This window comes from Pseudomonas sp. GM102 (assembly GCF_000282555.1).
In the GTDB taxonomy this organism is placed as follows: Bacteria; Pseudomonadota; Gammaproteobacteria; order Pseudomonadales; family Pseudomonadaceae; genus Aquipseudomonas.
The window spans coordinates 37,628-62,658 of the sequence record NZ_AKJB01000062.1; the positions used below are offsets into that span (position 1 = coordinate 37,628).

The 25,031-nt window shown below is 58.8% G+C and carries 28 protein-coding genes; 15 read left to right on the plus strand and 13 right to left on the minus strand.

The genetic code is table 11. From position 1 onward, the window contains the following. The first annotated feature begins 25 nt into the window (after window positions 1–25). The gene (locus tag PMI18_RS13570; RefSeq protein ID WP_007901520.1) at window positions 26–919 is read left to right on the plus strand and encodes a ZIP family metal transporter; all 894 of its coding nucleotides are present in this window, start codon (window positions 26–28) and stop codon (window positions 917–919) included. A 105-nt stretch (window positions 920–1,024) separates the two neighbouring features. Here the strand turns inward: PMI18_RS13570 and PMI18_RS13565 are convergent, their stop codons facing one another. The 10 genes from PMI18_RS13565 to PMI18_RS13520 all read right to left on the minus strand — a co-directional run bounded on the left by PMI18_RS13565 (window position 1,025) and on the right by PMI18_RS13520 (window position 8,057). After that, window positions 1,025–1,300 carry an HPr family phosphocarrier protein gene (locus PMI18_RS13565; RefSeq protein ID WP_007901526.1) on the minus strand — a complete coding sequence of 92 codons (276 nt, stop codon included), beginning with the start codon at window positions 1,298–1,300 and terminating at the stop codon, window positions 1,025–1,027. A gap of 15 nt (window positions 1,301–1,315) precedes the next feature. Then, a complete protein-coding gene (gene rapZ / locus PMI18_RS13560; RefSeq protein WP_007901528.1) occupies window positions 1,316–2,173 on the minus strand; it encodes an RNase adapter RapZ in 858 nt (285 codons plus the stop codon). A 2-nt stretch (window positions 2,174–2,175) separates the two neighbouring features. Further along, window positions 2,176–2,640 carry a PTS IIA-like nitrogen regulatory protein PtsN gene (gene ptsN, locus PMI18_RS13555; protein WP_007901530.1) on the minus strand — a complete coding sequence of 155 codons (465 nt, stop codon included), beginning with the start codon at window positions 2,638–2,640 and terminating at the stop codon, window positions 2,176–2,178. Between the two features lie 12 nt (window positions 2,641–2,652). Further along, on the minus strand, window positions 2,653–2,961 hold the full coding sequence (gene hpf / locus PMI18_RS13550) for a ribosome hibernation-promoting factor, HPF/YfiA family (protein ID WP_003178005.1): 309 nt from the start codon (window positions 2,959–2,961) through the stop codon (window positions 2,653–2,655). 79 nt (window positions 2,962–3,040) lie between these two features. Next, on the minus strand, window positions 3,041–4,534 hold the full coding sequence (locus tag PMI18_RS13545) for an RNA polymerase factor sigma-54 (RefSeq protein WP_032835202.1): 1,494 nt from the start codon (window positions 4,532–4,534) through the stop codon (window positions 3,041–3,043). A 184-nt stretch (window positions 4,535–4,718) separates the two neighbouring features. Then, a complete protein-coding gene (gene lptB, locus PMI18_RS13540) occupies window positions 4,719–5,444 on the minus strand; it encodes an LPS export ABC transporter ATP-binding protein (protein ID WP_007901537.1) in 726 nt (241 codons plus the stop codon). Next, window positions 5,444–5,992 (minus strand): lipopolysaccharide transport periplasmic protein LptA, encoded by a 549-nt coding sequence (gene lptA / locus PMI18_RS13535; protein ID WP_007901540.1) that lies wholly within the window; start codon window positions 5,990–5,992, stop codon window positions 5,444–5,446. Before lptA ends, lptB begins: the two co-directional genes overlap by 1 nt. Continuing rightward, complete coding sequence (lptC, locus tag PMI18_RS13530; RefSeq protein ID WP_007901543.1) at window positions 5,979–6,551, minus strand: LPS export ABC transporter periplasmic protein LptC; 573 nt, start codon at window positions 6,549–6,551, stop codon at window positions 5,979–5,981. Before lptC ends, lptA begins: the two co-directional genes overlap by 14 nt. A gap of 7 nt (window positions 6,552–6,558) precedes the next feature. Further along, window positions 6,559–7,083 (minus strand): KdsC family phosphatase, encoded by a 525-nt coding sequence (locus PMI18_RS13525; RefSeq protein ID WP_007901544.1) that lies wholly within the window; start codon window positions 7,081–7,083, stop codon window positions 6,559–6,561. Further along, complete coding sequence (locus PMI18_RS13520) at window positions 7,083–8,057, minus strand: KpsF/GutQ family sugar-phosphate isomerase (RefSeq protein ID WP_007901549.1); 975 nt, start codon at window positions 8,055–8,057, stop codon at window positions 7,083–7,085. The genes PMI18_RS13525 and PMI18_RS13520 overlap by 1 nt, the downstream gene beginning before the upstream one ends. Before the next feature lie 277 nt (window positions 8,058–8,334). Between PMI18_RS13520 and PMI18_RS13515 the strand changes: the two genes are divergently transcribed. The 10 genes from PMI18_RS13515 to hisC all read left to right on the plus strand — a co-directional run bounded on the left by PMI18_RS13515 (window position 8,335) and on the right by hisC (window position 16,286). Then, entirely contained in the window at window positions 8,335–9,144 is an 810-nt protein-coding gene (locus tag PMI18_RS13515; protein WP_007901551.1) for an ATP-binding cassette domain-containing protein, read from the plus strand. After that, on the plus strand, window positions 9,144–9,941 hold the full coding sequence (gene mlaE / locus PMI18_RS13510) for a lipid asymmetry maintenance ABC transporter permease subunit MlaE (protein WP_007901556.1): 798 nt from the start codon (window positions 9,144–9,146) through the stop codon (window positions 9,939–9,941). The genes PMI18_RS13515 and mlaE overlap by 1 nt, the downstream gene beginning before the upstream one ends. Next, on the plus strand, window positions 9,941–10,408 hold the full coding sequence (gene mlaD / locus PMI18_RS13505; protein WP_007901560.1) for an outer membrane lipid asymmetry maintenance protein MlaD: 468 nt from the start codon (window positions 9,941–9,943) through the stop codon (window positions 10,406–10,408). Before mlaE ends, mlaD begins: the two co-directional genes overlap by 1 nt. Before the next feature lie 11 nt (window positions 10,409–10,419). Beyond that, a complete protein-coding gene (locus PMI18_RS13500; protein WP_007901563.1) occupies window positions 10,420–11,073 on the plus strand; it encodes an MlaC/ttg2D family ABC transporter substrate-binding protein in 654 nt (217 codons plus the stop codon). Continuing rightward, the gene (locus PMI18_RS13495) at window positions 11,070–11,375 is read left to right on the plus strand and encodes an STAS domain-containing protein (protein WP_007901565.1); all 306 of its coding nucleotides are present in this window, start codon (window positions 11,070–11,072) and stop codon (window positions 11,373–11,375) included. The genes PMI18_RS13500 and PMI18_RS13495 overlap by 4 nt, the downstream gene beginning before the upstream one ends. A 114-nt stretch (window positions 11,376–11,489) precedes the next feature. Next, the gene (locus PMI18_RS13490; RefSeq protein ID WP_007901566.1) at window positions 11,490–11,729 is read left to right on the plus strand and encodes a BolA family protein; all 240 of its coding nucleotides are present in this window, start codon (window positions 11,490–11,492) and stop codon (window positions 11,727–11,729) included. A gap of 22 nt (window positions 11,730–11,751) precedes the next feature. After that, entirely contained in the window at window positions 11,752–13,017 is a 1,266-nt protein-coding gene (gene murA, locus PMI18_RS13485; RefSeq protein WP_007901567.1) for a UDP-N-acetylglucosamine 1-carboxyvinyltransferase, read from the plus strand. Between the two features lie 128 nt (window positions 13,018–13,145). Beyond that, window positions 13,146–13,781: an ATP phosphoribosyltransferase gene (gene hisG / locus PMI18_RS13480; RefSeq protein ID WP_007901570.1), complete on the plus strand. Its 636-nt coding sequence runs from the start codon at window positions 13,146–13,148 to the stop codon at window positions 13,779–13,781. A gap of 124 nt (window positions 13,782–13,905) precedes the next feature. Then, window positions 13,906–15,231: a histidinol dehydrogenase gene (gene hisD / locus PMI18_RS13475; protein WP_007901571.1), complete on the plus strand. Its 1,326-nt coding sequence runs from the start codon at window positions 13,906–13,908 to the stop codon at window positions 15,229–15,231. Between the two features lie 2 nt (window positions 15,232–15,233). Next, on the plus strand, window positions 15,234–16,286 hold the full coding sequence (gene hisC / locus PMI18_RS13470) for a histidinol-phosphate transaminase (RefSeq protein WP_007901572.1): 1,053 nt from the start codon (window positions 15,234–15,236) through the stop codon (window positions 16,284–16,286). A gap of 116 nt (window positions 16,287–16,402) precedes the next feature. On the opposite strand, the gene PMI18_RS13465 is transcribed toward hisC, so the two are convergent. The 3 genes from PMI18_RS13465 to algW all read right to left on the minus strand — a co-directional run bounded on the left by PMI18_RS13465 (window position 16,403) and on the right by algW (window position 20,523). Beyond that, complete coding sequence (locus tag PMI18_RS13465) at window positions 16,403–17,122, minus strand: DUF4198 domain-containing protein (protein ID WP_007901584.1); 720 nt, start codon at window positions 17,120–17,122, stop codon at window positions 16,403–16,405. 13 nt (window positions 17,123–17,135) lie between these two features. Continuing rightward, window positions 17,136–19,241 carry a TonB-dependent siderophore receptor gene (locus PMI18_RS13460; protein WP_007901589.1) on the minus strand — a complete coding sequence of 702 codons (2,106 nt, stop codon included), beginning with the start codon at window positions 19,239–19,241 and terminating at the stop codon, window positions 17,136–17,138. A 124-nt stretch (window positions 19,242–19,365) separates the two neighbouring features. Beyond that, window positions 19,366–20,523 carry a Do family serine endopeptidase AlgW gene (gene algW, locus PMI18_RS13455; RefSeq protein WP_007901590.1) on the minus strand — a complete coding sequence of 386 codons (1,158 nt, stop codon included), beginning with the start codon at window positions 20,521–20,523 and terminating at the stop codon, window positions 19,366–19,368. A 103-nt stretch (window positions 20,524–20,626) separates the two neighbouring features. Between algW and PMI18_RS13450 the strand changes: the two genes are divergently transcribed. The 4 genes from PMI18_RS13450 to cysN all read left to right on the plus strand — a co-directional run bounded on the left by PMI18_RS13450 (window position 20,627) and on the right by cysN (window position 24,959). Next, window positions 20,627–21,385, plus strand: a complete 759-nt coding sequence (locus PMI18_RS13450) for a Nif3-like dinuclear metal center hexameric protein (RefSeq protein ID WP_007901591.1) — start codon at window positions 20,627–20,629, stop codon at window positions 21,383–21,385. 258 nt (window positions 21,386–21,643) lie between these two features. Then, a complete protein-coding gene (gene cysD / locus PMI18_RS13445; RefSeq protein WP_007901592.1) occupies window positions 21,644–22,561 on the plus strand; it encodes a sulfate adenylyltransferase subunit CysD in 918 nt (305 codons plus the stop codon). Window positions 22,562–22,665: 104 nt separating this feature from the next. Then, window positions 22,666–23,007, plus strand: coding sequence for a four helix bundle protein (locus tag PMI18_RS13440; RefSeq protein WP_007901593.1), 342 nt, complete (start codon window positions 22,666–22,668; stop codon window positions 23,005–23,007). Window positions 23,008–23,060: 53 nt separating this feature from the next. After that, window positions 23,061–24,959 (plus strand): sulfate adenylyltransferase subunit CysN, encoded by a 1,899-nt coding sequence (gene cysN, locus PMI18_RS13435; RefSeq protein ID WP_007901594.1) that lies wholly within the window; start codon window positions 23,061–23,063, stop codon window positions 24,957–24,959. The last annotated feature ends 72 nt before the right edge of the window (window positions 24,960–25,031 follow it).

Below are 25,031 nucleotides of genomic sequence, written 5' to 3' on the forward strand. Positions count from 1 at the left end.
TCTATAAAACAATCCAGGGCTGACTATGGGCACTGAAACACTGGCGGTCGGAAATGGACGGATGTTTCGTTACGCACTGGGATCGCTGTTACTGCTGGCGGGTATGACGTTATTGGCTGCTCAAGGGCTGAGCTGGCTGGACCTCGAACCGAAACTGCAGCGTGCCCTGCAAGGCGGGGCGATTTGCGCCTTGGGCACAGCTTTGGGCGCAGTGCCGGTGTTAGTGATTCGGCGGATGCCCCAGGCAGTCAGCGATACGCTGCTGGGTTTCGGAGCCGGGGTGATGCTCGCGGCGACGGCATTTTCGTTGATCGTGCCGGGCATTGCCGCGGCTGAAAACCTTGGGCTGACGCCTTGGGCGGCCAGTGGCCTGATCAGCTTTGGCATCATGCTGGGTGCATTCGGGTTGTTTCTGGTGGATCGCAAGGTGTCCGACGCTACACCTGAAATGCTCGTGGGGACACTGGAGCGATCGGTGATTGCACCGCGGATCTGGTTGTTTGTGTTCGCCATCATCGCCCACAACATCCCCGAAGGCATGGCGGTCGGCGTCTCGGCCGGGGGTGGCATGCCTGACGCCGACAGCCTGGCCATGGGTATCGCCTTGCAGGATGTGCCGGAAGGGCTGGTGATTGCGTTGGTGTTGGCCGGGGCAGGGATGTCGCGGGTCAAGGCGTTCCTGATCGGTGCTGCCTCAGGGGTGGTTGAGCCGGTCTTCGCATTGTTGTGCGCCTGGCTGGTGAGCCTGGCCGAACTGTTGTTGCCGTTGGGGCTGGCACTGGCGGCCGGTGCGATGCTGCTGGTGGTGACTCATGAAGTCATCCCCGAATCGCGCCGCCATGGTCACGACAAACTGGCCAGCCTTGGGCTGCTGATCGGGTTTTGTCTGATGATGGTGATGGATACCGCGTTGGCTTGAAAAACAGGATCAAAAGATCGCAGCCTCGTTTCACTCGGCAGCTCCTACAAGGATTGGCATACAGTAGGAGCTGTCGAGTGAAACGAGGCTGCGATCTTTTGACTTTTATTCGCCTTCGTCGAAGTAACGGTTGATCAAGTCTGTCAGCGCATCCAGCGCTTTTTGCTCATCTTCGCCTTCGGTATTGATATAGATTTTGGTGCCCTTGCCTGCAGCGAGCATCATCATTGCCATAATGCTTTTGCCATCGACCGTGGATTCCGGCGTGCGCCCTACCCGGATCGTGCAATCCTTGAACTCACCGGCGACCCCAACGAATTTTGCAGACGCGCGGGCATGCAGGCCCAGCTTGTTGATGATTTCGATTTCCAGAGCAGGCATCGCGATGTGAATCCTTTAGCTGAGGTCGCGGTGGCGAACCTGGACGTTCTTCAGGGTTTTTTGCAGGACCTGACCCAGACGTTCGGTCAGGTAGACAGAGCGGTGATGCCCGCCGGTGCAGCCAATGGCAATGGTGACATAGGCGCGGTTGCTGGCGGCAAAGCGGGGCAGCCATTTGAGCAGGTACGAGGAAATGTCCTGGAACATCTCTTCGACGTCAGGCTGTGCCGCCAGGTACTCGGCCACCGGTTGATCGAGCCCGGACTGTGCCCGTAGCTCCGGCTTCCAGTAAGGGTTGGGCAGACAGCGCACGTCGAATACCAGATCGGCGTCCACCGGCATGCCCCGCTTGAACCCGAAAGATTCCACCAGGAACGCAGTGCCCGGTTCCGGTTGATTCAGTAGGCGCAGCTTGATGGTATCGCGTAGCTGATACAGGTTCAGATTGGTGGTATTGACCTTGAGGTCGGCCAGATCGGCAATAGGCCCCAGCAGATTGGTTTCGTCCTGTATCGCCTCCGCCAATGAGCGATTGGCGCTGCTCAGCGGGTGACGACGGCGAGTTTCCGAAAAGCGTTTGAGCAAGGTTTCTTCGTCAGCGTCCAGGTACAGCACATCGCACTGGATATGCCGGCCGCGGACCTCTTCCAGCAATTCGGGGAACCGTGACAGGTGGCTTGGCAGGTTGCGCGCATCGATGGACACGGCCACCAGCGGTTGTGCCAGTTCGGTGTGAATCAGCGCGCGTTCGGCCAGTTCCGGCAGCAAGCCCGCAGGCAGGTTGTCGATGCAGTAGTAGCCGTTGTCCTCGAGAACATCGAGGGCGGTACTTTTACCTGAGCCGGAGCGGCCGCTGACGATGATCAGGCGCATGATTAGTGACCGTTCTGCTCGTCCAGGACAACCTGATACAACGCTTCGTTGCTCGGGGCGCTGCGCAGTTTTTCACGCACCTCCTTGCGATCCAGCATGCTGGCGATCTGGCGGAGCAATTCCAGGTGTGCATCGGTGGCGGCTTCCGGGACCAGCAGCACAAACAGCAGGTCAACCGGGGCGCCGTCAATGGCGTCGAAATCGATAGGGGCTTCCAGGTGCAGCAACGCACTGATTGGCGAGGTGCAGCCTTTGAGCCGGCAGTGGGGGATGGCGATGCCGTTGCCGAAACCGGTAGAACCGAGTTTCTCACGGGCAATCAGGGCCTCGAAGACGTCCTGCATTTCCAGATCCGGTACTTCGCGGTGGATAAGGTTGGCAATTTGCTCGAGGGCTTTCTTTTTACTGCCACCCGGCGCGTTCACTTGGGAACGGCCGGGGGTCAGGATGGTTTCTAGTCGGATCATGGATTGGGAGTGTTAACGACCGGTCGCGCCCTGGAGGAGGCTCTGGGTCTTTTCCTTATGCTTTTTAAGTTGGCGATCCAGCTTGTCGGTCAGCAGGTCGATGGCGGCATACATGTCCGTATGCTCGGCATTGGCGACCACTTCTCCGCCGGGAATATGCAGCGTGGCTTCGATCTTCTGCAGCAGTTTTTCGACGTTCATCGTGACTTGCACATTGGTGATCTTGTCGAAATGCCTCTCTAATCGGTCGAGTTTTTCGCCGATGTAGGTGCGCAGGGGTTCGGTCACTTCCAGTTGGTGTCCACTGATGTTGACTTGCATACAGCTTCTCCTTCGTTGCCAGTGCATAAAGCGGCAGGCAGAAATGCCTGCCACTGGAACGCTGTGGCGAGCCCGGCGGCTACATCAACCGCTTCCGTTCGCTGGAAGGCGCGATCCCCAGGGATTCGCGGTACTTGGCGACGGTGCGACGGGCTACCTGAATGCCTTGTGCCTCCAGTAAACCAGCGATCTTGCTGTCACTCAACGGCTTTTTCTGATTTTCCGCGGCAACCAGTTTTTTGATGATCGCGCGGATCGCCGTGGACGAGCATTCACCGCCTTCTGAGGTGCTGACGTGGCTGGAAAAAAAGTATTTCAGTTCATAGATGCCCCGTGGGGTATGCATGAATTTTTGCGTGGTCACCCGTGAAATCGTCGATTCATGCATGCCTACCGCTTCGGCGATGTCGTGCAGCACCAACGGCTTCATGGCTTCGTCACCATATTCCAGAAAGCCGCGTTGGTGCTCGACGATCTGGGTGGCGACTTTCATCAGGGTTTCATTGCGGCTTTGCAGGCTCTTGATGAACCAGCGAGCTTCCTGCAGCTGATTACGCATGAAGGTGTTGTCAGCGCTGGTATCGGCGCGGCGCACGAAACCGGCGTATTGGGCGTTGACCCGCAGGCGTGGCACCGATTCCTGATTCAGCTCCACCAGCCAGCGCTCGTTGTCCTTGCGCACGATCACATCGGGAACGACGTATTCGGCTTCGGTGGACTCGATTTGTGAGCCTGGGCGCGGGTTGAGGCTCTGGACCAATTCGATGACCTGACGCAGTTCATCTTCCTTGAGCTTCATGCGGCGCATCAACTGGCTGTAGTCGCGGCTGCCGAGCAAGTCGATGTAATCGGTGACCAGGCGCTTGGCCTCGGCCAGCCAAGGGGTCTTGGCGGGCAGCTGGCGCAGTTGCAGCAGCAGGCATTCACCGAGGTTGCGGGCGCCGATGCCAGCGGGTTCGAATTGCTGGATGCGGTGCAGGACGGCTTCGATTTCGTCTAGTTCGATGTCCAGTTCCGGGTCGAAGGCTTCGAGGATTTCCTCGAGGGTTTCGTCCAGGTAGCCCTGATTATTGATGCAGTCGATCAGGGTCACGGCGATCAGGCGATCGGTGTCGGACATCGGTGCCAGGTTCAGTTGCCAGAGCAAATGGCTTTGCAGGCTTTCGCCGACCGATGTGCGGGTGGTGAAATCCCACTCGTCGTCATCGTTGCTCGGCAGGCTGCTGGCGCTGGTCTGGTAGACATCTTCCCAGGCCGTGTCGACGGGCAGTTCGTTGGGAATGCGCTCGTTCCAGTCGCCTTCCTCAAGGTTATCCACCGTTGGGGCGGTTTCCTGGTAGGAGGGTTCCTGAATGTCGGCGTTGGGTTTCTGTTCGGCGCTATCGGCCAAGGGGTCGGCGTTATCGAAGTCGTCGCCTTCTTCCTGGCGTTCGAGCATCGGATTGGACTCCAGGGCCTCCTGGATTTCCTGTTGCAGGTCCAGGGTCGACAATTGGAGCAGGCGGATGGCCTGTTGCAGCTGCGGTGTCATCGTCAGCTGCTGGCCCATTCTCAAGACTAGCGATGGTTTCATGGCAGGGGCTTAACACCTTATTCGCCGGCGCACATGCGCCATCCACTACAGGGCGCCGAAGCGCCAAACATAAGCAAATTATATGCCTGAAACTGAAGTGTTTGCCTAGAGCGCTGTAACAATAAAAACTTATTGATTTTTTATTGACGTGCGCGCGCTCTCGGCGACCCGGGCCCCTCAGTGCTTACAGGCGGAACTCATGACCCAGATACACTTCCTTGACCAGTTCATTGGCCAGGATTGTGGCGGAGTCACCTTCAGCGATCAGTTGGCCATCGTTGACGATGTAGGCGGTTTCGCAGATATCCAGGGTTTCGCGGACGTTGTGGTCCGTGATCAGCACACCAATGCCTTTGGCCTTGAGGTGATGAATGATCTGCTTGATGTCGCCCACCGAAATCGGGTCCACACCGGCGAAGGGTTCGTCGAGGAGGATGAATTTCGGATTGGTGGCCAGTGCCCGGGCGATTTCCACGCGGCGGCGTTCACCACCGGACAGGCTCATGCCGAGGTTGTCGCGGATGTGGTGGATGTGAAATTCCTGCAGCAGGCTTTCCAGCTCTTTGCGGCGGCCGGCCTTGTCGAGTTCCTTGCGTGTCTCGAGGATGGCCATGATGTTGTCGGCCACCGACAGTTTGCGGAAGATCGACGCTTCTTGCGGAAGATAACCGATACCTGCCTTCGCACGACCGTGCATCGGCTGGTGGCTGACATCCAGGTCGTCGATCAGTACGCGACCCTGATCGGCCTGTACCAAGCCGACAATCATGTAGAAGCAGGTGGTTTTACCGGCGCCGTTAGGGCCAAGCAGGCCGACGATCTGACCGCTGTCGATGGACAGGCTGACATCGCGCACGACCTGACGGCTCTTGTAGCTCTTGGCCAGATGCTGAGCTTTCAGAGTTGCCATTACTGGGCCTTTTGCTCGTCGGTTTTCTTCTTCGGCTGGATCACCATGTCGATGCGAGGACGTGCCTCGGTGACCTTGTTACCCGTGGCGCGACCGGCACTCGCAAGTTTTTTCACCGTGTCGTAGACGATTTTCTCGCCTTGGGTGACGTTGTTGTCCTTATCGATGACTTTAGCGCGATCGATCAGCACGACGCGGTTTTGCGAGGCGTGGTACTGGATAGTTACGCCGTAGCCCTGAACCGGCTTGGTGTCGCCCGCCGTTTGCAGTTGCTCGAAGTAGGCGAGGTTGCCCACCGAAGTCACCACGTCGATGTCGCCGGTCGGGGTGCGGGTGATGGTCACGGTATTACCGGTGACCTTCATCGAGCCCTGGGTGATGATCACATCACCTTTATAGGTGGCAACGCCATTCTTGTCGTCCAGTTGGGCATCGTCGGCCTGAATGCGGATAGGCTGCTCTTGATCGTTCGGCAGAGCCCAGGCGCTCACGCTTCCCAGTGCTGCGCCCAGACTGAGCAAAATAGGGAGAGTTTTAACGAGCCTCATACTGTCCTCTTACGTTCGATAGCAGGTGTATCCTGCTTTCTTTCAAGTACGCTTTCATTCCGTTGCCTGTCGATACACCGCCAGCGCCGTCGATTCTAACGGGTTGATCGGTCTGCGCATATTGCTGCTGCGGGAACACGGTCATACGGGTGGTGGTAATCAGGGTTTTACGGTTTTTTTCGTCGAAACGGGTGATACGCACCGAATCGATCAGCTCGACCTGAGTGCCGTCCGGATTGACTTCGCCGCGCTCGCTCTGGACGTGCCAGGGGAATTCGGTGCCACGGAACATATTCAGGTCAGGATTGGTCAGCAACGTCACTTCGGTCGCTTTCAGGTGTTCCACCTTGTCCGACGTCATTTCGTATTGCAGTTTGCCGTCGGGCAGGAACTGCACGCTGTGGGCGTTGACGGCGTAATAGTCGATCGCGCTTTCATCGACCTTCACCACCGGTTTGTCGAGAAAGCGTTCCGGGCTGATGTTCCAGTAGCCGACCGCTGCAAAAATCGCTGCGATGCAACCGAACATCAGGATGTTGCGAATCTTTTTGCTCAGCATGATGGGCTCACAGGTACGCGGCGTTGGCCGCATCGAGGCGGCCCTGGGCTCGCAGGATCAATTCGCAGAATTCGCGAGCAGCACCCTCGCCGCCACGGGCCTGGGTGATGCCGTGGGCGTGTTCGCGTACGAAACTGGCGGCGCTGGCCACCGCCATGCCCAGGCCGACACGGCGAATCACCGGCAGGTCTGGCAGGTCGTCGCCAAGGTAGGCCACTTGTTCATAGCTCAGGTTGAGCTGGGCAAGAAGTTCGTCGAGCACCACCAGTTTGTCTTCGCGACCCTGATAAAGGTGTGGAATGCCGAGGTTCTTCGCGCGCCGTTCAACCACCGGGGTCTTACGGCCGCTGATGATAGCGGTCTGCACGCCGGCTGCCATCAACATCTTGATGCCCTGGCCGTCGAGGGTGTTGAAAGTCTTGAATTCGCTGCCGTCTTCGAGGAAGTACAGGCGCCCATCGGTCAGTACGCCGTCGACGTCGAATACCGCCAGTTTGATCTGTTTGCCGCGTTGCAGCAGGTCCATGCTCATTACATTACTCCCGCACGCAGCAAATCGTGCATGTTCAAGGCGCCGACCGGGCGGTCTTCGCTGTCGACCACTACCAGTGCGTTGATCTTGTGGTCTTCCATGATTTTCAGGGCCTCGGCGGCGAGCATCTCGGCGCGGGCGGTCTTGCCGTGGGCGGTCATCACTTCATCAATGGTCGTGCTGTGGATATCAATCGTGCGGTCCAGCGTGCGGCGCAGATCGCCGTCGGTGAAAATCCCGGCGAGCTTTCCATCCGTGCTCAGTACAACGGTCATGCCCAACCCCTTGCGGGTCATTTCCATCAAGGCATCCTTGAGCAACGTACCGCACATCACTTGCGGCAATTCGGTGCCGGCATGCATGACATTTTCCACTTTCAGCAACAAACGGCGGCCAAGGGCACCACCCGGGTGGGAAAAGGCAAAGTCTTCAGCGGTAAAGCCGCGAGCTTCAAGCAAGGCAACGGCTAGAGCGTCGCCCATGACCAGTGCCGCGGTGGTCGATGAGGTGGGTGCCAGGTTCAGTGGACAGGCTTCGTGTTCGACGCTTACATTGAGGTTGACTTCCGCAGCCTTGGCCAGCGGCGAATCGGGGTTGCCGGTCAGGCTGATCATCTGAATGCCCTGGCGCTTGATCAGCGGCAGCAAGGTGACGATTTCATTGGTGGAGCCGGAGTTCGACAGCGCCAGAATGATGTCGTCACGGGTGATCATGCCCATATCGCCATGGCTGGCCTCGGCCGGGTGCACGAAGAAAGCCGTGGTGCCGGTGCTGGCGAGGGTGGCGGCAATCTTGTTGCCGATGTGCCCCGATTTGCCCATGCCGACCACGACCACCCGGCCTTTGCTGGCCAGAATCATCTCGCAAGCACGTACGAAATCTGCATCGATATGGGGCAGCAAGCCTTGTACGGCTTCCAGTTCGAGGCGGATGGTACGTTGTGCTGATTGAATCAGGTCGCTGGATTGGTTCATGTCGGAAATCGAATAGCCTGATGAAAAGGCGGCGATTATAACGGTAATGATCAAAACCCTCACGCAAGTTCGTCGCGGTTTGTCATTCCTTGTTACCGAATCTCTCTAAATAGATGATTTCAGGCGGTCATGTTGCTGAACATGCCCGGCTTGGGCCTTGGGCGCTTAGCCTATGCAGTGATATAGTTCGCCGCCAGTTCGGCCTGCCCGGGGGAGGTATGTGCTTTCGTCAGAAAGCCAGGCGTCCGAGTGAGAGGCTGCATCGCAAGGAGTTTAGATGAGTGCCGATAACGCCTACGCGGTCGAGCTGAAGGGACTGACCTTCAAGCGCGGTTCGCGCAGCATTTTCAATAACGTCGATATTCGCATACCGCGCGGCAAGGTTACCGGCATCATGGGGCCTTCCGGGTGTGGCAAGACCACGCTGTTGCGGCTGATAGGTGCACAATTGCGCCCTGCCAGCGGTGAAGTCTGGGTCAACGGCCAGAACCTGCCGACGTTGTCGCGCAGCGATCTGTTCGATGCGCGCAAGCACATGGGTGTGTTGTTTCAGAGCGGCGCGCTGTTTACCGATCTTGATGTGTTCGAGAACGTCGCCTTTCCGCTGCGTGTTCATACCGGGCTGCCGGAAGAAATGATCCGCGACATTGTCCTGCTCAAATTGCAGGCCGTGGGTTTGCGTGGCGCCATCGACCTGATGCCTGACGAATTGTCCGGCGGCATGAAGCGTCGCGTCGCGCTGGCCCGGGCAATTGCCCTCGATCCGCAAATCCTCATGTACGACGAGCCCTTTGTTGGCCAGGATCCGATCGCCATGGGCGTGCTGGTACGCCTGATCCGCCTGCTCAACGATGCGCTGGGCATCACCAGCATCGTGGTTTCCCACGACCTGGCCGAGACCGCGAGCATCGCCGATTACCTCATTGTGGTGGGTGACGGGCAAGTGCTGGGGCAAGGTACGCCCAAGGAACTGATGACCTCGGACGAACCACGTATTCGTCAATTCATGACGGGCGAACCCGACGGCCCGGTCGCATACCACTTTCCAGCGCCGGATTACCGCGCAGATATTCTGGGGAAGCGCTGATGCGCAAGATTTCACTGATAGAAAGAGTGCGCCGCTTCGGTCACGCCGGCATCGATGTGCTGGCGGTATTCGGGCGTTCGGCGCTGTTCCTGTTTCATGCCTTGCTCGGTCGTGGCGGCATCGGCGGCGGTTTTGGCCTGCTGGTCAAGCAGCTGCATTCGGTGGGCGTGATGTCCCTGGTGATCATCGTGGTCTCCGGGGTATTCATCGGCATGGTGCTGGCGCTGCAGGGCTTTAACATTCTGTCCAGCTACGGTTCGGAGCAGGCAGTCGGGCAGATGGTTGCGCTGACGCTGTTGCGTGAACTGGGCCCGGTGGTCACAGCCTTGCTGTTCGCCGGCCGGGCAGGTTCGGCACTGACCGCCGAAATCGGCAATATGAAGTCCACCGAGCAATTGTCCAGTCTGGAAATGATCGGGGTCGACCCGCTCAAATACATCATTGCCCCGCGCCTGTGGGCCGGCTTCATTTCCCTGCCGGTGCTGGCAATGATTTTCAGCGTGGTGGGCATCTGGGGCGGTTCGTGGGTGGCCGTCGACTGGCTGGGTGTCTATGAAGGCTCCTACTGGTCGAACATGCAAAACAGCGTGACGTTTGTCGACGATGTGCTCAACGGCATTATCAAAAGCATCGTTTTTGCCTTCGTCGTGACCTGGATCGCCGTATTCCAAGGCTATGACTGCGAACCCACTTCCGAGGGGATCAGTCGTGCCACTACCAAGACCGTGGTGTATGCCTCTTTGGCTGTACTCGGCCTGGACTTTATTCTGACCGCCTTGATGTTTGGAGATTTCTGATGCAAAACCGCACCCTGGAAATCGGTGTCGGCCTTTTCTTGCTGGCTGGCATCCTGGCTTTGCTGTTGCTTGCGTTGCGGGTCAGTGGTCTGTCCCCTAGTGCAACCACCGAAACTTATAAACTTTATGCGTATTTCGACAATATTGCCGGTTTGACGGTCAGAGCTAAAGTGACCATGGCCGGTGTGACCATCGGCAAGGTCACGGCGATCGATCTGGACCGCGACAGCTTTACCGGTCGGGTGACCATGCAACTGGAAAAGCGCGTAGATAATCTGCCGACTGACTCCACTGCATCTATCCTGACCGCTGGCCTGTTGGGTGAGAAATACATCGGTATCAGCGTGGGTGGGGAAGAAACCCTGCTCAAGGAGGGTGGAACCATCCACGACACGCAGTCGTCGCTGGTGCTCGAGGACCTGATCGGTAAATTCCTGCTCAATACCGTTAGCAAAGACGCCAAATGAGGAGCTTTTGAATGATCTCTATCTTGCGACGTGGCCTGTTGGTAGTACTCGCGGCCTTGCCGTTGATGGCTAACGCCGTGGCGGCGCCTTCCGCGCACGATCTGGTACAGGACACCACCACCCGGTTGTTGGCGGATCTTGCCGCCAACAAGGAAAAGTACAAACAGGACCCGCAGGACTTTTATACGGCGCTGAATACCATCGTCGGACCTGTGGTGGATGCCGAAGGTATTTCCAAGAGCATCATGACGGTCAAGTATTCACGCAAGGCCACCCCTGAGCAGATGCAGAAGTTTGTCGAGAACTTCAAGAAAGGCCTGTTCCAGTTCTATGGCAATGCTTTGCTTGAGTACGACAACCAGGGCATCGTCGTCGATCCTGCCAAGGATGAGTCAGGCGACCGTACCAGCGTTGGCATGACGGTAAAAAGCAGCAGCGGCGCGATCTATCCTGTGTCTTACACACTCGAAAAGATCAATGGCGAGTGGAAGCTGCGCAACGTGATCATCAACGGCATCAACATCGGCAAGCTGTTCCGCGATCAGTTCGCTGATGCGATGCAGCGCAATGGCAACGACCTGGACAAGACCATCAACGGTTGGGCCGGGGAAGTCGCCAAAGCCAAGGAAGCCACCGAACAATCTACCGAGAAGCAAACCCAATGAGTGAGTCGGCCATTCGCATGAGCGAATCCGGCGAACTGCTGCTCAGTGGCGTGCTGGATTACCGGACAGGCCCGAACCTGCGCAAGCAGGGGCAGGCGCTGATCAAGTCCAGTAACGCGGCTGCGCTGGTGGTTGATTGCTCAGCGGTGGAGAAGTCCAGCAGCGTCGGCTTGTCGCTGCTGCTGTGCTTCATGCGCGATGCCCAGGCGGCCGGCAAGGCCCTGAGCATTCGTGCGATACCCGAAGATATGCGTGAAATCGCTCAGGTCAGCGAATTGACCGAGCTGTTGGCGCATCCCTGAACCGCATCTATAAAGAAGCCCCCCGTCAGAGTCCTGCTTCGCGGGGTTCGCAGGCGCGGGGCTTTTTTGTATGATGTCCGACCCGCGCGCACAGGGCGCCGATTGAGGTTGAGCATGCAGGCCGTAGAAGTGAAGAGCTTCCTTGAAGGAAAGCTGCCGAACACGAAGGTGGAAGTTGAAGGCGAAGGCTGCAATTTCCAGCTGAATGTGATTAGCGATGAACTGGCGGCGTTGAGCCCGGTGAAGCGTCAGCAGCAGGTCTATGCCCATTTGAACCCATGGATCACCGATGGCAGCATCCATGCGGTCACTATGAAATTTTTCAGCAGCGCGGCCTGGGCCGAGCGCACCTGAGCCCAAGGGCGTCGAGATTCTTATGGATAAATTGATTATTACCGGTGGCGTTCGTCTTGATGGCGAAATCCGCATCTCCGGGGCAAAGAACTCTGCCCTGCCGATCCTGGCTGCAACCCTGCTGTGCGATGGCCCGGTTACCGTTGCCAACCTGCCGCACCTGCACGACATCACCACTATGATCGAGCTGTTCGGTCGCATGGGCATCGAGCCGGTGATCGACGAGAAGCTCAGCGTCGAAATCGACCCGCGCACCATCAAGACCCTGATCGCGCCGTACGAACTGGTGAAAACCATGCGTGCCTCGATCCTGGTGCTCGGCCCGATGGTTGCCCGTTTCGGCGAAGCCGAAGTCGCACTGCCTGGCGGTTGCGCCATCGGTTCGCGTCCGGTCGACCTGCACATCCGTGGCCTCGAAGCCATGGGCGCGGTCATCGACGTTGAAGGCGGCTACATCAAGGCCAAGGCCCCTGAGGGTGGCCTGCGCGGTGCGCACTTCTTCTTCGACACCGTCAGCGTGACCGGTACCGAGAACATCATGATGGCGGCCGCTCTGGCCAAGGGCCGTAGCGTGCTGGCGAACGCCGCTCGCGAGCCTGAGGTCATCGACCTGGCGAACTTCCTGAACGCCATGGGCGCCAAGATCACTGGCGCCGGCACCGACACCATCACCATCGATGGCGTCGAGCGTCTGCACCCGACCACTTACAAGGTGATGCCTGACCGTATCGAGACCGGCACCTACCTGGTGGCGGCGGCGGTGACCGGCGGTCGTGTGAAGGTCAAGGACACTGATCCGACCATCCTCGAAGCCGTTCTGGAAAAACTTCGCGAATCGGGTGCTGAAATCACCTGCGGCGAAGACTGGATCGAGCTGAACATGCACGGCAAGCGGCCAAAAGCCGTTAACGTGCGGACCGCTCCATACCCGGCGTTCCCGACCGACATGCAAGCGCAGTTCATCTCCCTCAACGCCATTGCCGAAGGCACTGGTGCGGTGATCGAGACGATCTTCGAAAATCGCTTCATGCACGTTTACGAACTGCACCGCATGGGCGCTCATATCCAGGTCGAAGGCAACACCGCCATCGTCACCGGCATCGAAAAGCTCAAGGGCGCGCCAGTAATGGCCACCGACCTGCGTGCTTCGGCCAGCCTGGTGATCTCGGCGCTGATCGCCGAAGGCGATACCCTGATCGACCGCATCTACCACATCGACCGTGGTTACGAGTGCATCGAAGAGAAACTGCAGATGCTGGGCGCGAAGATCCGCCGCGTACCGGGCTAGTTTCTGCTGCATGGGCGCAGGGACGCGCCCGTTGAATTCGTTTCAAGTCGAGCCTGTTTCAGGCTCGATGTGTGTCCGGCGCCATTTGCGACCGGGCATGAGTACCTTGATAAGGACTGACGTTTCCCATGTTGACTATCGCACTGTCCAAGGGCCGCATCCTTGACGACACCCTGCCGCTTCTGGCTGAAGCGGGCATCGTGCCGACCGAGAATCCGGACAAGAGCCGCAAGCTGATCATCCCCACGACCCAGGCCGATGTGCGCCTGCTGATCGTGCGCGCCACCGATGTGCCAACCTACGTCGAGCATGGTGCCGCCGACCTGGGCGTCGCCGGTAAAGACGTGCTGATGGAATATGGCGGCCAGGGTCTGTACGAGCCTCTGGATCTGCGAATTGCCCTTTGCAAGCTGATGACCGCCGGCCGTGTCGGCGATGTCGAGCCCAAGGGTCGTCTGCGGGTGGCGACCAAATTCGTCAACGTCGCCAAGCGTTATTACGCCGAGCAGGGCCGTCAGGTCGACATCATCAAGCTCTACGGCTCGATGGAGCTGGCGCCACTGATCGGTCTGGCGGACAAGATCATCGACGTGGTCGACACCGGTAACACCCTGCGTGCCAATGGCCTGGAACCCCAGGATTTCATTGCCGACATCAGCTCGCGGCTGATCGTCAACAAAGCTTCGATGAAAATGCAGCACGCCCGTATCCAGGCGTTGATCGACACCCTGCGCAAGGCAGTGGAGTCTCGACACCGCGGCTGATTTACCTGCGCGACCGCAAGGCGCGCCGTCTATCCGCCTCATAGCCAGAATTCTCAGGTGCCCAAGCGGATCGAATGTTAGCTTCGGGCGCCTGAGTTTTTGCCATTCCTATGAGGCTCTCGCTATGACCGCACCGACTGCAATTCGCCGACTCAACGCTGCTGACCCGGATTTCGCACATCATCTGGATCATCTGCTGAGCTGGGAAAGTGTGTCTGACGACTCGGTCAATCAGCGGGTGCTGGACATCATCAAGGCTGTTCGCGAGCGTGGCGATGCGGCACTGGTGGAATTCACCCAGAAGTTCGACGGCCTGCAAGTCGCCTCCATGGCAGACCTGATCCTGCCGCGTGAACGCCTGGAACTGGCATTGACCCGCATCACCGTGCCTCAGCGCGAAGCGCTGGAAAAAGCCGCAGCCCGTGTGCGCAGCTACCACGAAAAACAGAAACAGGATTCCTGGAGCTACACCGAAGCCGACGGCACGGTGCTGGGCCAGAAGGTCACACCGCTGGATCGCGCCGGTCTGTATGTGCCGGGCGGCAAGGCGTCGTACCCGTCCTCGGTGCTGATGAACGCAATTCCTGCCAAGGTTGCAGGCGTGACCGAAGTGGTCATGGTCGTGCCGACTCCACGCGGCGAAATCAACGAGCTGGTGCTGGCCGCAGCCTGCATTGCCGGGGTTGACCGGGTGTTCACCATCGGTGGCGCCCAGGCAGTTGCGGCGCTGGCTTACGGTACCGAAAGCGTGCCGAAGGTTGATAAGGTTGTTGGCCCTGGCAACATCTATGTCGCCACCGCCAAGCGTCACGTGTTCGGTCAGGTCGGGATCGACATGATCGCCGGCCCCTCCGAGATCCTCGTCGTGTGTGACGGTCAGACCGATCCGGACTGGATTGCCATGGACCTGTTCTCCCAGGCCGAGCACGACGAAGATGCCCAGGCGATTCTGGTCAGCCCGGACGCCGAGTTCCTCGACAAGGTCGCCGCCAGCATCGCCAAACTGCTGCCGACCATGGAACGCGCCGAAATTATCGAAACCTCGATCAATGGTCGCGGTGCACTGATCAAGGTTCGCGACATGGAACAAGCCATCGAAGTGGCCAACCGTATTGCGCCGGAACACCTGGAGTTGTCGGTTGCCGATCCGCAGGCCTGGTTGCCGCAGATCCGCCATGCCGGCGCGATCTTCATGGGCCGTCACACGTCCGAAGCCTTGGGCGATTACTGTGCCGGCCCGAACCACGTGTTGCCAACCTCCGGCACCGCGCGTTTCTCCTCGCCGCTGGGTGTTTACGACTTCCAGAAACGTTCGTCGATCATCTTCTGCTCCGAGCAGGGTGCCTCCGAACTGGGCAAAACCGCTTCCGTGCTGGCCCGTGGCGAGTCGTTGACCGCTCACGCCCGCAGCGCCGAATACCGCATCGTTGACGATAAGAAGGGCAACTGAACATGAGTAAATTCTGGAGTCCCTTCGTCAAGAGTCTGGTGCCTTACGTGCCGGGCGAGCAGCCGAAGCTGGCGAAACTGGTGAAGCTCAACACCAACGAAAACCCGTACGGTCCATCGCCAAAAGCCTTGGCCGCGATGCAGACCGAACTGAACGACAACCTGCGTCTGTACCCGGACCCGAACAGCGACCTGCTCAAGCAGGCTGTTGCCAAGTACTACGGCGTGCAGGGCAATCAGGTGTTCCTCGGCAACGGTTCCGATGAAGTCCTGGCGCACATTTTCCACGGTTTGCTGCAACACGATCAGCCGCTGCTATTCCCGGACATCAGCTACAGCTTCTATCCGGTTTACTGCGGGTTGTACGGCATCGCATTCGACGCGGTGCCGCTGGATGAGCAATTCCAGATCAACCCGGCGGACTACGCCAAGCCGAATGGCGGGATCATTTTCCCCAACCCGAACGCGCCGACCGGTTGCCTGCTGGCGCTGGACGCGGTTGAGCAAATCCTCAAGGCCAGCCCGGATTCGGTGGTGGTGGTGGATGAGGCTTACATTGATTTCGGCGGTGAAACGGCGATCACACTGGTGGACCGTTATCCGAACCTGCTGGTGACTCAGACCCTGTCCAAGTCCCGTTCGCTGGCAGGCCTGCGGGTTGGCCTGGCGGTGGGGCATCCGGACCTGATCGAGGCGCTGGAGCGGATCAAGAACAGCTTCAACTCCTATCCGCTGGATCGTCTGGCGAATGTCGGTGCAGCCGCGGCGTTCGAAGATCGTGAGTACTTCGACAAGACCTGCCGATTGGTCATCGAGAATCGTGAAAAGGTCGTTGCGCAACTGGAAGCGAAAGGCTTTGAAGTGTTGCCGTCGGCGGCGAACTTCATTTTTGCGCGTCACCCGAAGCATGATGCAGCAGGGCTGGCGGCGAAGTTGCGCGAACAGGGCGTCATCGTTCGGCACTTCAAGCAGGAACGGATTGCCCAGTTCCTGCGGATTTCCATCGGTACGCCAGAACAGAATCAGGCGCTGATCGACGGTCTCGGCGACCTGTAAGGCTTCCCCGATCCTGTGGGAGCGTGGCTTGCCCGCGATAAACGATAACGCGGTCTACCTATTGCACCGCGGTGTCCCCATCGCGGGCAAGCCTCGCTCCTACAGGGGTTTGTGGGTTACTCGTGATGCGGTTCGCCAAGGAAGGTCAGCGACGTGAACAGCCCGCGCGTCGCGACATCCGGGTTGTCCTTCAGCGGAATCTCCATCTGCGCCGCAATCACATTCAACCCTTCATTACGCACCAATACTTGCGCCCGACCCTCTGCATCGGTCTCGGTGCTTAACGTATTCGGCGCGCTGCGATAGTCGCCCACCAACTTCACGCCCGCCGCCGGCTTACCGTCCAGCAGCACTCGAACCGGCAACGACTTGCCCGGCCCCACGGTAAGCGGATCAACCTCCGGCAGAATCAGCAGTTTCATCTGATCGAGCTTCGGCAACTTCGCCCCCGGCTGGTATATCGCCAGGCTGTACTTGAAGGTCTGGGTCGACTCAATGGCCCCCGGTACTTTGCTGCGCCCTTCGTTGATCCATTTCTTATCCGCCGTTTGCGACCACATGCCGTTGTTCAGCGCCACGGCCATCACTGCTGGTGGTTTCAACGGTTGCAGGCGGGCGTGGTCGGCCAGCCGTTGCACGTTCACCGGGATCATTTTGCCGCCGACGTCATAAGCCCACGCGCCACTGATTTTCTGTGCCTTGAAGGCGTTGTCTTCGGCACCGTGGCCGTAGATGACTTCGATGTTGCCGCGACGTTCTTCGGTCCAGAGACCGTGGGCCGAGACTTGGCCGGCACACAAAAGACTGAGTAGCGCCAGGGATTTTAGGTGTTGCATGGTGGACTTCCTTTTACAGATTGAGTGTCAGGCTGACGGTGAAATTGCGCGGCTCGCCGGGGTTGACCCAGTAGTTGCTGTAGGAGCGCTCGAAGTATTTTTCGTCGAAAAGATTGTTCAGGTTCAGGCCCACGGTGACGTTTTCGCTGGCCTTGTAATGGGCCAGCAGGTCGACGGTATGGTAGGCCGGCAGTTCGAAATCGCTGCCGGCTTCACCCGAGCGATCGCCGACATAGGTGAACGCTGCTCCAAGGTCCGAACCGCGCAAATGGCCATCCTGAAATTCATAAACGCCCAGCACGCTGCCGCTGCGTTTGGCCACACCGAGAATTCGGCTGCCGGTGGGAATCACCTTGTCGCCTTGGGTGACTTCGGCGTCGATGTAAGCGAAAGCACCGATCACTCGCACGGCATCGGTTACTTGCCCGGTGACTTGCAGGTCGACACCCTGGCTGCGAGCCTTACCCATGGCGCGGCTGGAATCAGTCGCCGGATCAAGCGCCAGGACGTTTTCCTTTTCGATATGGAAGGCGGCGAGGGTGGTGCTCAATCGGTCGTCGAACAGCTCGCTCTTGATCCCGACTTCATAACCGACGCCTTCTTCCGGGTCGAAGGATTTGCCGGCGGCGTCCAGGCCATTATTCGGTTTGAATGAAGTAGAGGCGTTGGCGAACAAGCCCACTTCGGGCGTCAGTTGGTAGAGTAGGCCGGCTCGCTGGGTCAGTGCGTCGTGGCGCTGGCGGCTGGTGGCGTTGCGGCTGTGGTCGTCGATGCTTTGTTCGAAGTGCTCAAAGCGCGCACCGAGCATGCCGCGCAGTTTGTCGGTGAAGACGATCTGGTCCTGAAGGTTCAGCGCCTGGCTTTCGACATGCTCGAAGAAGTCGGTCCCGGAGCGTGCGCCATTGGGTTTCGGTTGGCCGTAGATCGGTCGATAGATATCGATGGCGTACGGGCCGCCGGCAATGGTCGTGACCCGTTCGTTCTTACGGAAATTCTCGTATTCGCTGCCGATCAGCAGTTCGTGTTGCCAGCTGCCGATGTCGAACAAACCGCGCAGTTCGAGTTGGGTGATGCTGTCGTGCCAGTTGGTATCGCGCTCGCGGTAGCGACGGTTGATGGTGTGGCCGTCGGCGTTCAAGGGACGGTTCTCGGAGGCAAAGCCCCAGAGCTTGCCTTCCTTGTAATGGCTGGCGAGGCGTAGTTTCCAGCGGTCGTTGAGCTGATGTTCGAGGGCGGCTTGCAGCAGATTGTTGTGGTTGTCGATGTTGCCGTCGTTGGGTTCGCCAAGGAAGGTCGAACGGGAGACACCGCTCCATTTATTGTTCGGCGCGACGATACCGCGATCGAAGGTCGAGCTGTGGCGGACGAACTCGCTCTCCACCAACAGGCTGGTGTCCGGGTTCAGTTGCCAGCTGAAGGAGGGCGCAACGAACACACGCTGGCTGTCGACGTGATCGCGGAAACTGTGGTTGTCCTCGATAGCCAGGTTCACCCGGGACAGAACGTTGCCGTCATCATCCAGCGGTGTGTTGACGTCCACGGCGGTGCGATAGCGATCCCAACTGCCGACGCTGGTTTGCAGTGTGGTGAAGGCTTCGGGCTGGGGTTTCTTGGTGACGATGTTCACCGTACCGCCCGGATCGCCACGACCATAGAGGCTGGCGGCCGGGCCTTTGAGCACTTCGATGCGTTCGATGTTGGCCACGTCCGGCGTGCTTGGATAGCCTCGGTTGGCGCTGAAACCGTCCTTATAGAACTCCGACGTGGTGAAGCCGCGCACGCTGTATTCGTAGAGTGTCAGGCCGCCGAAATTGTTCTGTTTAGACACGCCACCGGCAAATTCCAGTGCGCGTTCGACGTTGGTGCTGCCCAGGTCCTTGAGCACACTGACGGGAACCACACTGATCGATTGCGGGATATCGCGAAGGGCGGTGTCGGTTTTGGTTGCGCTGGAGGAGCGCGTGGCGCGGTAACCCTTCACCGGGCCAGTGGGGGATTCGTAGTCGGAGGTGACGCTGATGGCGTCCAGTTCAACGGTTTGCGATTCTTCGGCGAAGACCGGATCCCCCAGCAAACCGAGGGCCAGGCCTGCGAGGGAAGCCATTGTTCGAGACGACATGTTATGTTGTTCCAATAGTGATATTGAAACAATATAACATGCCTAATGAGAATGTCTGCTGTTAACGGCTTCGGAGTCATGGATCTGCTGAGGGTGCAAAAAAGATCGCAGCCTTCGGCAGCTCCTACTCTTCTTTTTCCTTGATCGGGGCGGGTGGCGGACGCAGACCGATTTCTGCCGTGAGCTTGAGCTCTTTGCCGTTGCGCATCACCTGAATGGTGACCTTGTCGGTCGGCTTGATTCGCGCCACCTGGTTCATCGAGCGGCGACCGTCGCCGGCCGGTTCACCGTCGATGCTGAGGATCACGTCGCCCAGTTGCAGGCCGGCCTTCTGCGCCGGGCCATCACGGAAAATCCCCGCGACCACAATCCCCGGACGCCCGGACAGACCAAACGATTCCGCCAATTCCTGACTCAACGGTTGCACTTCGATGCCGAGCCAGCCGCGAATCACCTGGCCGTGTTCGATGATCGACTTCATCACTTCCATCGCCAGTTTGACCGGGATCGCGAAGCCGATGCCCTGAGAACCGCCAGACTTGGAGAAGATCGCCGTGTTGATGCCGGTCAGGTTGCCATTGGCGTCCACCAGTGCACCGCCGGAGTTGCCGGGGTTGATCGCGGCATCGGTCTGGATGAAGTCTTCGTAGTTGTTGAGCCCCAGCTGATTACGCCCGGTAGCGCTGATGATGCCCATGGTCACGGTCTGGCCGACGCCGAACGGGTTGCCGATGGCCAGGGCCACGTCACCGATGCGGATATTGTCGGAACGGCCGACGGTGATCGAGGGCAGGTTTTTCAGATCAATCTTCAATACCGCGAGGTCGGTTTCCGGGTCGCTGCCGATGACCCGGGCCAGGGTTTCACGGCCATCCTTGAGCGCCACCACGATCTGGTCGGCACCGCTAGTCACGTGGTTGTTGGTCAGCAGATAACCTTCCGGGCTCATGATCACGCCCGAACCGAGGCTCGACTCCATGCGCTTCTGCTTGGGCGAGTTGTCGCCGAAGAAGCGGCGGAACTGCGGATCTTCGAACAGCGGATGGCTGGGCTTGTTGACCACTTTGGTGGTGTACAGGTTGACCACTGATGGCGCGGCCGTGGTCACCGCGTCGGCATAGGACACCGGCCCCTGCTGCAGACCGATGGTTTGCGGGGCTTGCTGCAGATTCACGTCCAGGCTCGGTAGCCCGACCCATTGCGGGTAACGCTGCATAATCAATAGAGCAACAAGCACGCCGGCCAACAGCGGCCAGCCGGAAAAACGCAGCGCCTTGAGCATTAAGCACGTCCTACAGAGGTTGCAGGCGGTGTGAGACCGCCCATAATGTCGCGCATTATACGAGGCCGCGCGCGCCTCTGAACGGGATATTTAGGAGTCTTTTATGGCCGTCGCCCTGAGCACCCTGGTCGAAGAAGCCGACCGCTACCTGGCGAGTGCAAAGATCGCCGATTACTGCCCCAATGGTTTGCAGGTCGAAGGCCGGCCGCAAGTGATGCGCATCGTCAGCGGTGTTACCGCCAGCCAGGCGTTGCTGGACGCGGCGGTGGAAGCCCAGGCCGATCTGGTGCTGGTGCATCACGGCTATTTCTGGAAAGGCGAGAACCCGTGCATCACCGGCATGAAGCAGCGCCGGTTGAAAACCCTGCTCAAGCACGACATCAGCCTGCTGTCCTATCATTTGCCGCTGGATCTGCACCCGGAAGTCGGCAACAACGTGCAGCTTGCCCGGCAACTGGATATCACTGTTGAAGGCCCGCTGGATCCGGACAATCTGAAGGTTGTTGGCCTGGTCGGCTCGTTGAGCGAACCGATGACCCCTCGCGATTTCGCCCGTCGCGTGCAGGAAGTCATGGGGCGCGAGCCATTGCTGATCGAAGGCAGCGAGATGATTCGTCGGGTCGGCTGGTGCACCGGTGGCGGCCAGGGGTACATTGATCAGGCGGTGTTGGCGGGCGTCGATCTGTACCTCAGCGGCGAGGCCTCCGAGCAGACGTTCCACAGCGCCCGGGAAAACGACATCAGCTTCATCGCCGCCGGCCATCACGCCACCGAGCGTTACGGTGTGCAGGCTTTGGGCGATTACCTGGCGCGACGTTTCGCCCTCGAGCACATCTTCATCGATTGCCCGAACCCTATCTGATTTCAAAACTGAATGGGGTTGCCCTGTAGGAGCGAGGCTTGCCCGCGAAGAACGATAACGCGGTTCATCAGGAATACCGCGTTATCGTTCTTCGCGGGCAAGCCTCGCTCCTACAGGGGCCGTTGTGCCAAACGAGGGGGTATATTCATATACCCTTTCGATCTAGCCAGCGTCCTGATTAGAAGGGGGCGCTGTGCTAGGATTCCCCGCTCGAACACGGCCCGCAGGCCGTCCATAAGATCGTTTTCGTGAGTAGCCATGGTCGACAAACTGACGCATCTGAAACAGCTGGAGGCCGAAAGCATCCACATCATCCGCGAGGTCGCCGCCGAGTTCGATAACCCGGTGATGCTGTACTCCGTCGGTAAAGACTCCGCCGTGATGCTGCACCTGGCACGCAAGGCATTCTTCCCGGGCAAACTTCCGTTTCCGGTGATGCACGTCGACACCCAGTGGAAGTTCAAGGAAATGTACGCGTTCCGCGACCGCATGGTCGAAGAACTCGGCCTGGACCTGCTGGTGCACGTGAATCCCGAGGGTGTTGCGCAGGGTATCAACCCGCTCACCCACGGCAGTGCCAAGCACACCGACATCATGAAGACCGAAGGCCTCAAGCAGGCCCTCGACAAGTACGGCTTCGATGCGGCATTTGGTGGCGCCCGTCGCGACGAAGAGAAATCCCGTGCCAAAGAGCGCGTGTATTCCTTCCGTGACACCAAGCACCGCTGGGACCCGAAAAACCAGCGTCCCGAGTTGTGGAACGTCTACAACGGCAAGGTCAACAAGGGCGAGTCGATCCGGGTATTCCCGTTGTCGAACTGGACCGAGCTGGACATCTGGCAGTACATCTACCTTGAAGGCATTCCGATCGTGCCGCTGTATTTCGCCGCCGAACGCGACGTTATCGAGATGAATGGCACCTGGATCATGATCGACGACGAGCGCCTGCTCAATCACCTGAGCGACGAAGACAAGGCGCGCATCGTGAAGAAGAAGGTCCGTTTCCGTACGCTGGGCGACTACCCGTTGACCGGTGCGGTCGAGTCCGAGGCCACCAGCCTGACCGACATCATTCAGGAAATGCTCCTGACGCGAACTTCCGAACGCCAGGGCCGAATCATCGATCACGATGGCGCCGGTTCGATGGAAGAAAAGAAACGTCAGGGTTACTTTTAAGCTTCGAGTTACAAGCGGCAAGCTGCAAGTTAAGGGCGGTACGCGTAATTTCGCAGTTTGGTGCTTGCAGCTGGGTGTTGCGAGCCGTTATCGGATGACTCGCAATGGATTTCGAGAAGCTGATTGTCTGGCAGAGAAGCAAGTGTTTGGCGGTAAGGATCTATAGAGAGTTGTCGAGATGTGGGGACTTTGGCTTCAAGGATCAAATTACCCGCTCTGCACTTTCGGTGCCTTCCAATATTGCTGAAGGAATGGAGCGTTGCGGTCCCAAGGAAAAAGTACATTTTCTTTGGGTGGCGAAAGCTTCATGCGGTGAGTTACGCACTCAGATCCTCATCGGCCGTGAAATTGCCTACATCGCTGATCCTCTGGCTGACGATTGGATTACAGAGACCCGCGAGCTTTCAAGAATGCTATGCGGCTTGATCAACAAAATTTCTGAGTAGCTGTACGCCGACAAGCTTGCCGCTTGAAGCTTACAGCTTGGAGCTCGAATGCAATGAGTCACGCATCTGATTTGATCAGCGAGGACATCCTCGCCTATCTGGGCCAGCACGAACGCAAGGAAATGCTGCGCTTTCTTACCTGTGGCAACGTCGACGACGGCAAAAGCACCCTGATCGGGCGCCTGCTGCACGACTCCAAGATGATCTACGAAGATCACCTGGAAGCCATTACCCGCGACTCGAAAAAAGTCGGCACCACCGGTGAAGACATCGACCTGGCGTTGCTGGTCGACGGCTTGCAGGCCGAGCGTGAGCAGGGCATCACCATTGATGTCGCCTACCGCTATTTCTCCACCGCCAAACGCAAATTCATCATCGCCGATACCCCCGGCCATGAGCAGTACACCCGCAACATGGCCACCGGTGCATCCACCTGTGACCTGGCGATCATCCTGGTGGACGCCCGTTACGGCGTGCAGACCCAGACCCGTCGCCACAGCTTCATCGCCTCGTTGCTGGGCATCAAGCACATCGTTGTCGCCATCAACAAGATGGACCTCAACGGCTTCGACGAAAGCGTGTTCGAGTCGATCAAGGCCGATTACCTGAAGTTCGCCGAAGGCATCGCGTTCAAGCCGACCACCATGGCGTTCGTGCCGATGTCCGCTCTCAAGGGCGACAACGTAGTGAACAAGTCCGAGCGCTCGCCGTGGTACACCGGCCAGTCGCTGATGGAAATCCTCGAAACCGTCGAAATTTCCAGCGACCGCAACTACACCGATTTGCGCTTCCCGGTGCAGTACGTCAACCGTCCGAACCTGAATTTCCGTGGTTTTGCCGGCACCCTGGCCAGCGGCATCGTGCACAAGGGCGACGAAGTCGTTGTGTTGCCGTCGGGCAAGAGCAGCCGCGTGAAATCCATTGTCACCTTCGAAGGTGAACTGGAGCATGCAGGTCCTGGTCAAGCCGTGACGCTGACCATGGAAGACGAAATCGACATCTCTCGCGGCGATTTGCTGGTGCACGCCGACAACCAGCCGCAAGTGACTGACGCCTTCGACGCCATGCTGGTGTGGATGGCTGAAGAACCAATGCTGCCGGGCAAGAAATACGACATCAAGCGCGCCACGACTTACGTGCCGGGTTCGATCACCAGCATCGTCAATCGTGTTGACGTAAACACCTTGGCCGAAGGGCCCGCCAGCTCGCTGCAGCTGAACGAGATCGGTCGAGTCAAGATCAGCCTCGACGCGGCCATCGCACTGGACGGTTACGACAGCAACCGCACCACCGGTTCGTTCATCGTCATCGATCGACTGACCAACGGCACGGTCGCGGCCGGCATGATCATCGCCCAGCCGTTGAGCCATGGCACCAGCACCCACCACGGCAAACTGGCTCATGTGGCTACCGAAGAACGCGCCCAGCGCTTTGGTCAGCAACCCGCCACCGTGTTGTTCAGCGGCTTGTCGGGCGCTGGCAAAAGCACCCTGGCCTACGCGGTTGAACGCAAGCTGTTCGACCTGGGCCGTGCGGTGTTTGTACTCGATGGCCAGAACCTGCGTCACGACCTGAACAAAGGTCTGCCACAGGATCGCGCCGGGCGTACCGAGAACTGGCGTCGTGCTGCGCACGTTGCGCGTCAGTTCAACGAAGCCGGTCTTTTGACCTTGGCAGCCTTTGTTGCGCCGAGCGCTGAAGGTCGTGAGCAAGCCAAGGACCTGATCGGCAAGGAGCGTCTGCTGACGGTCTACGTCCAGGCCTCTCCGACGGTCTGTGCCGAGCGTGATCCGCAAGGTCTGTATGCGGCGGCCGGGGATAACATCCCGGGCGAATCCTTCCCGTACGACGTGCCGCTGAATGCCGATCTTGTGATCGACACCCAGTCGTTGTCGCTGGAAGAAAGCGTCAAGCAAGTGCTGGATCTGCTGCGTAAACGTGGCGCGATCTAAGCGTTAGCAGCAAATAAAAAACCCGCAGATGAGTGATCGTCTGCGGGTTTTTTTGTGTCTGGGAGGACGCCT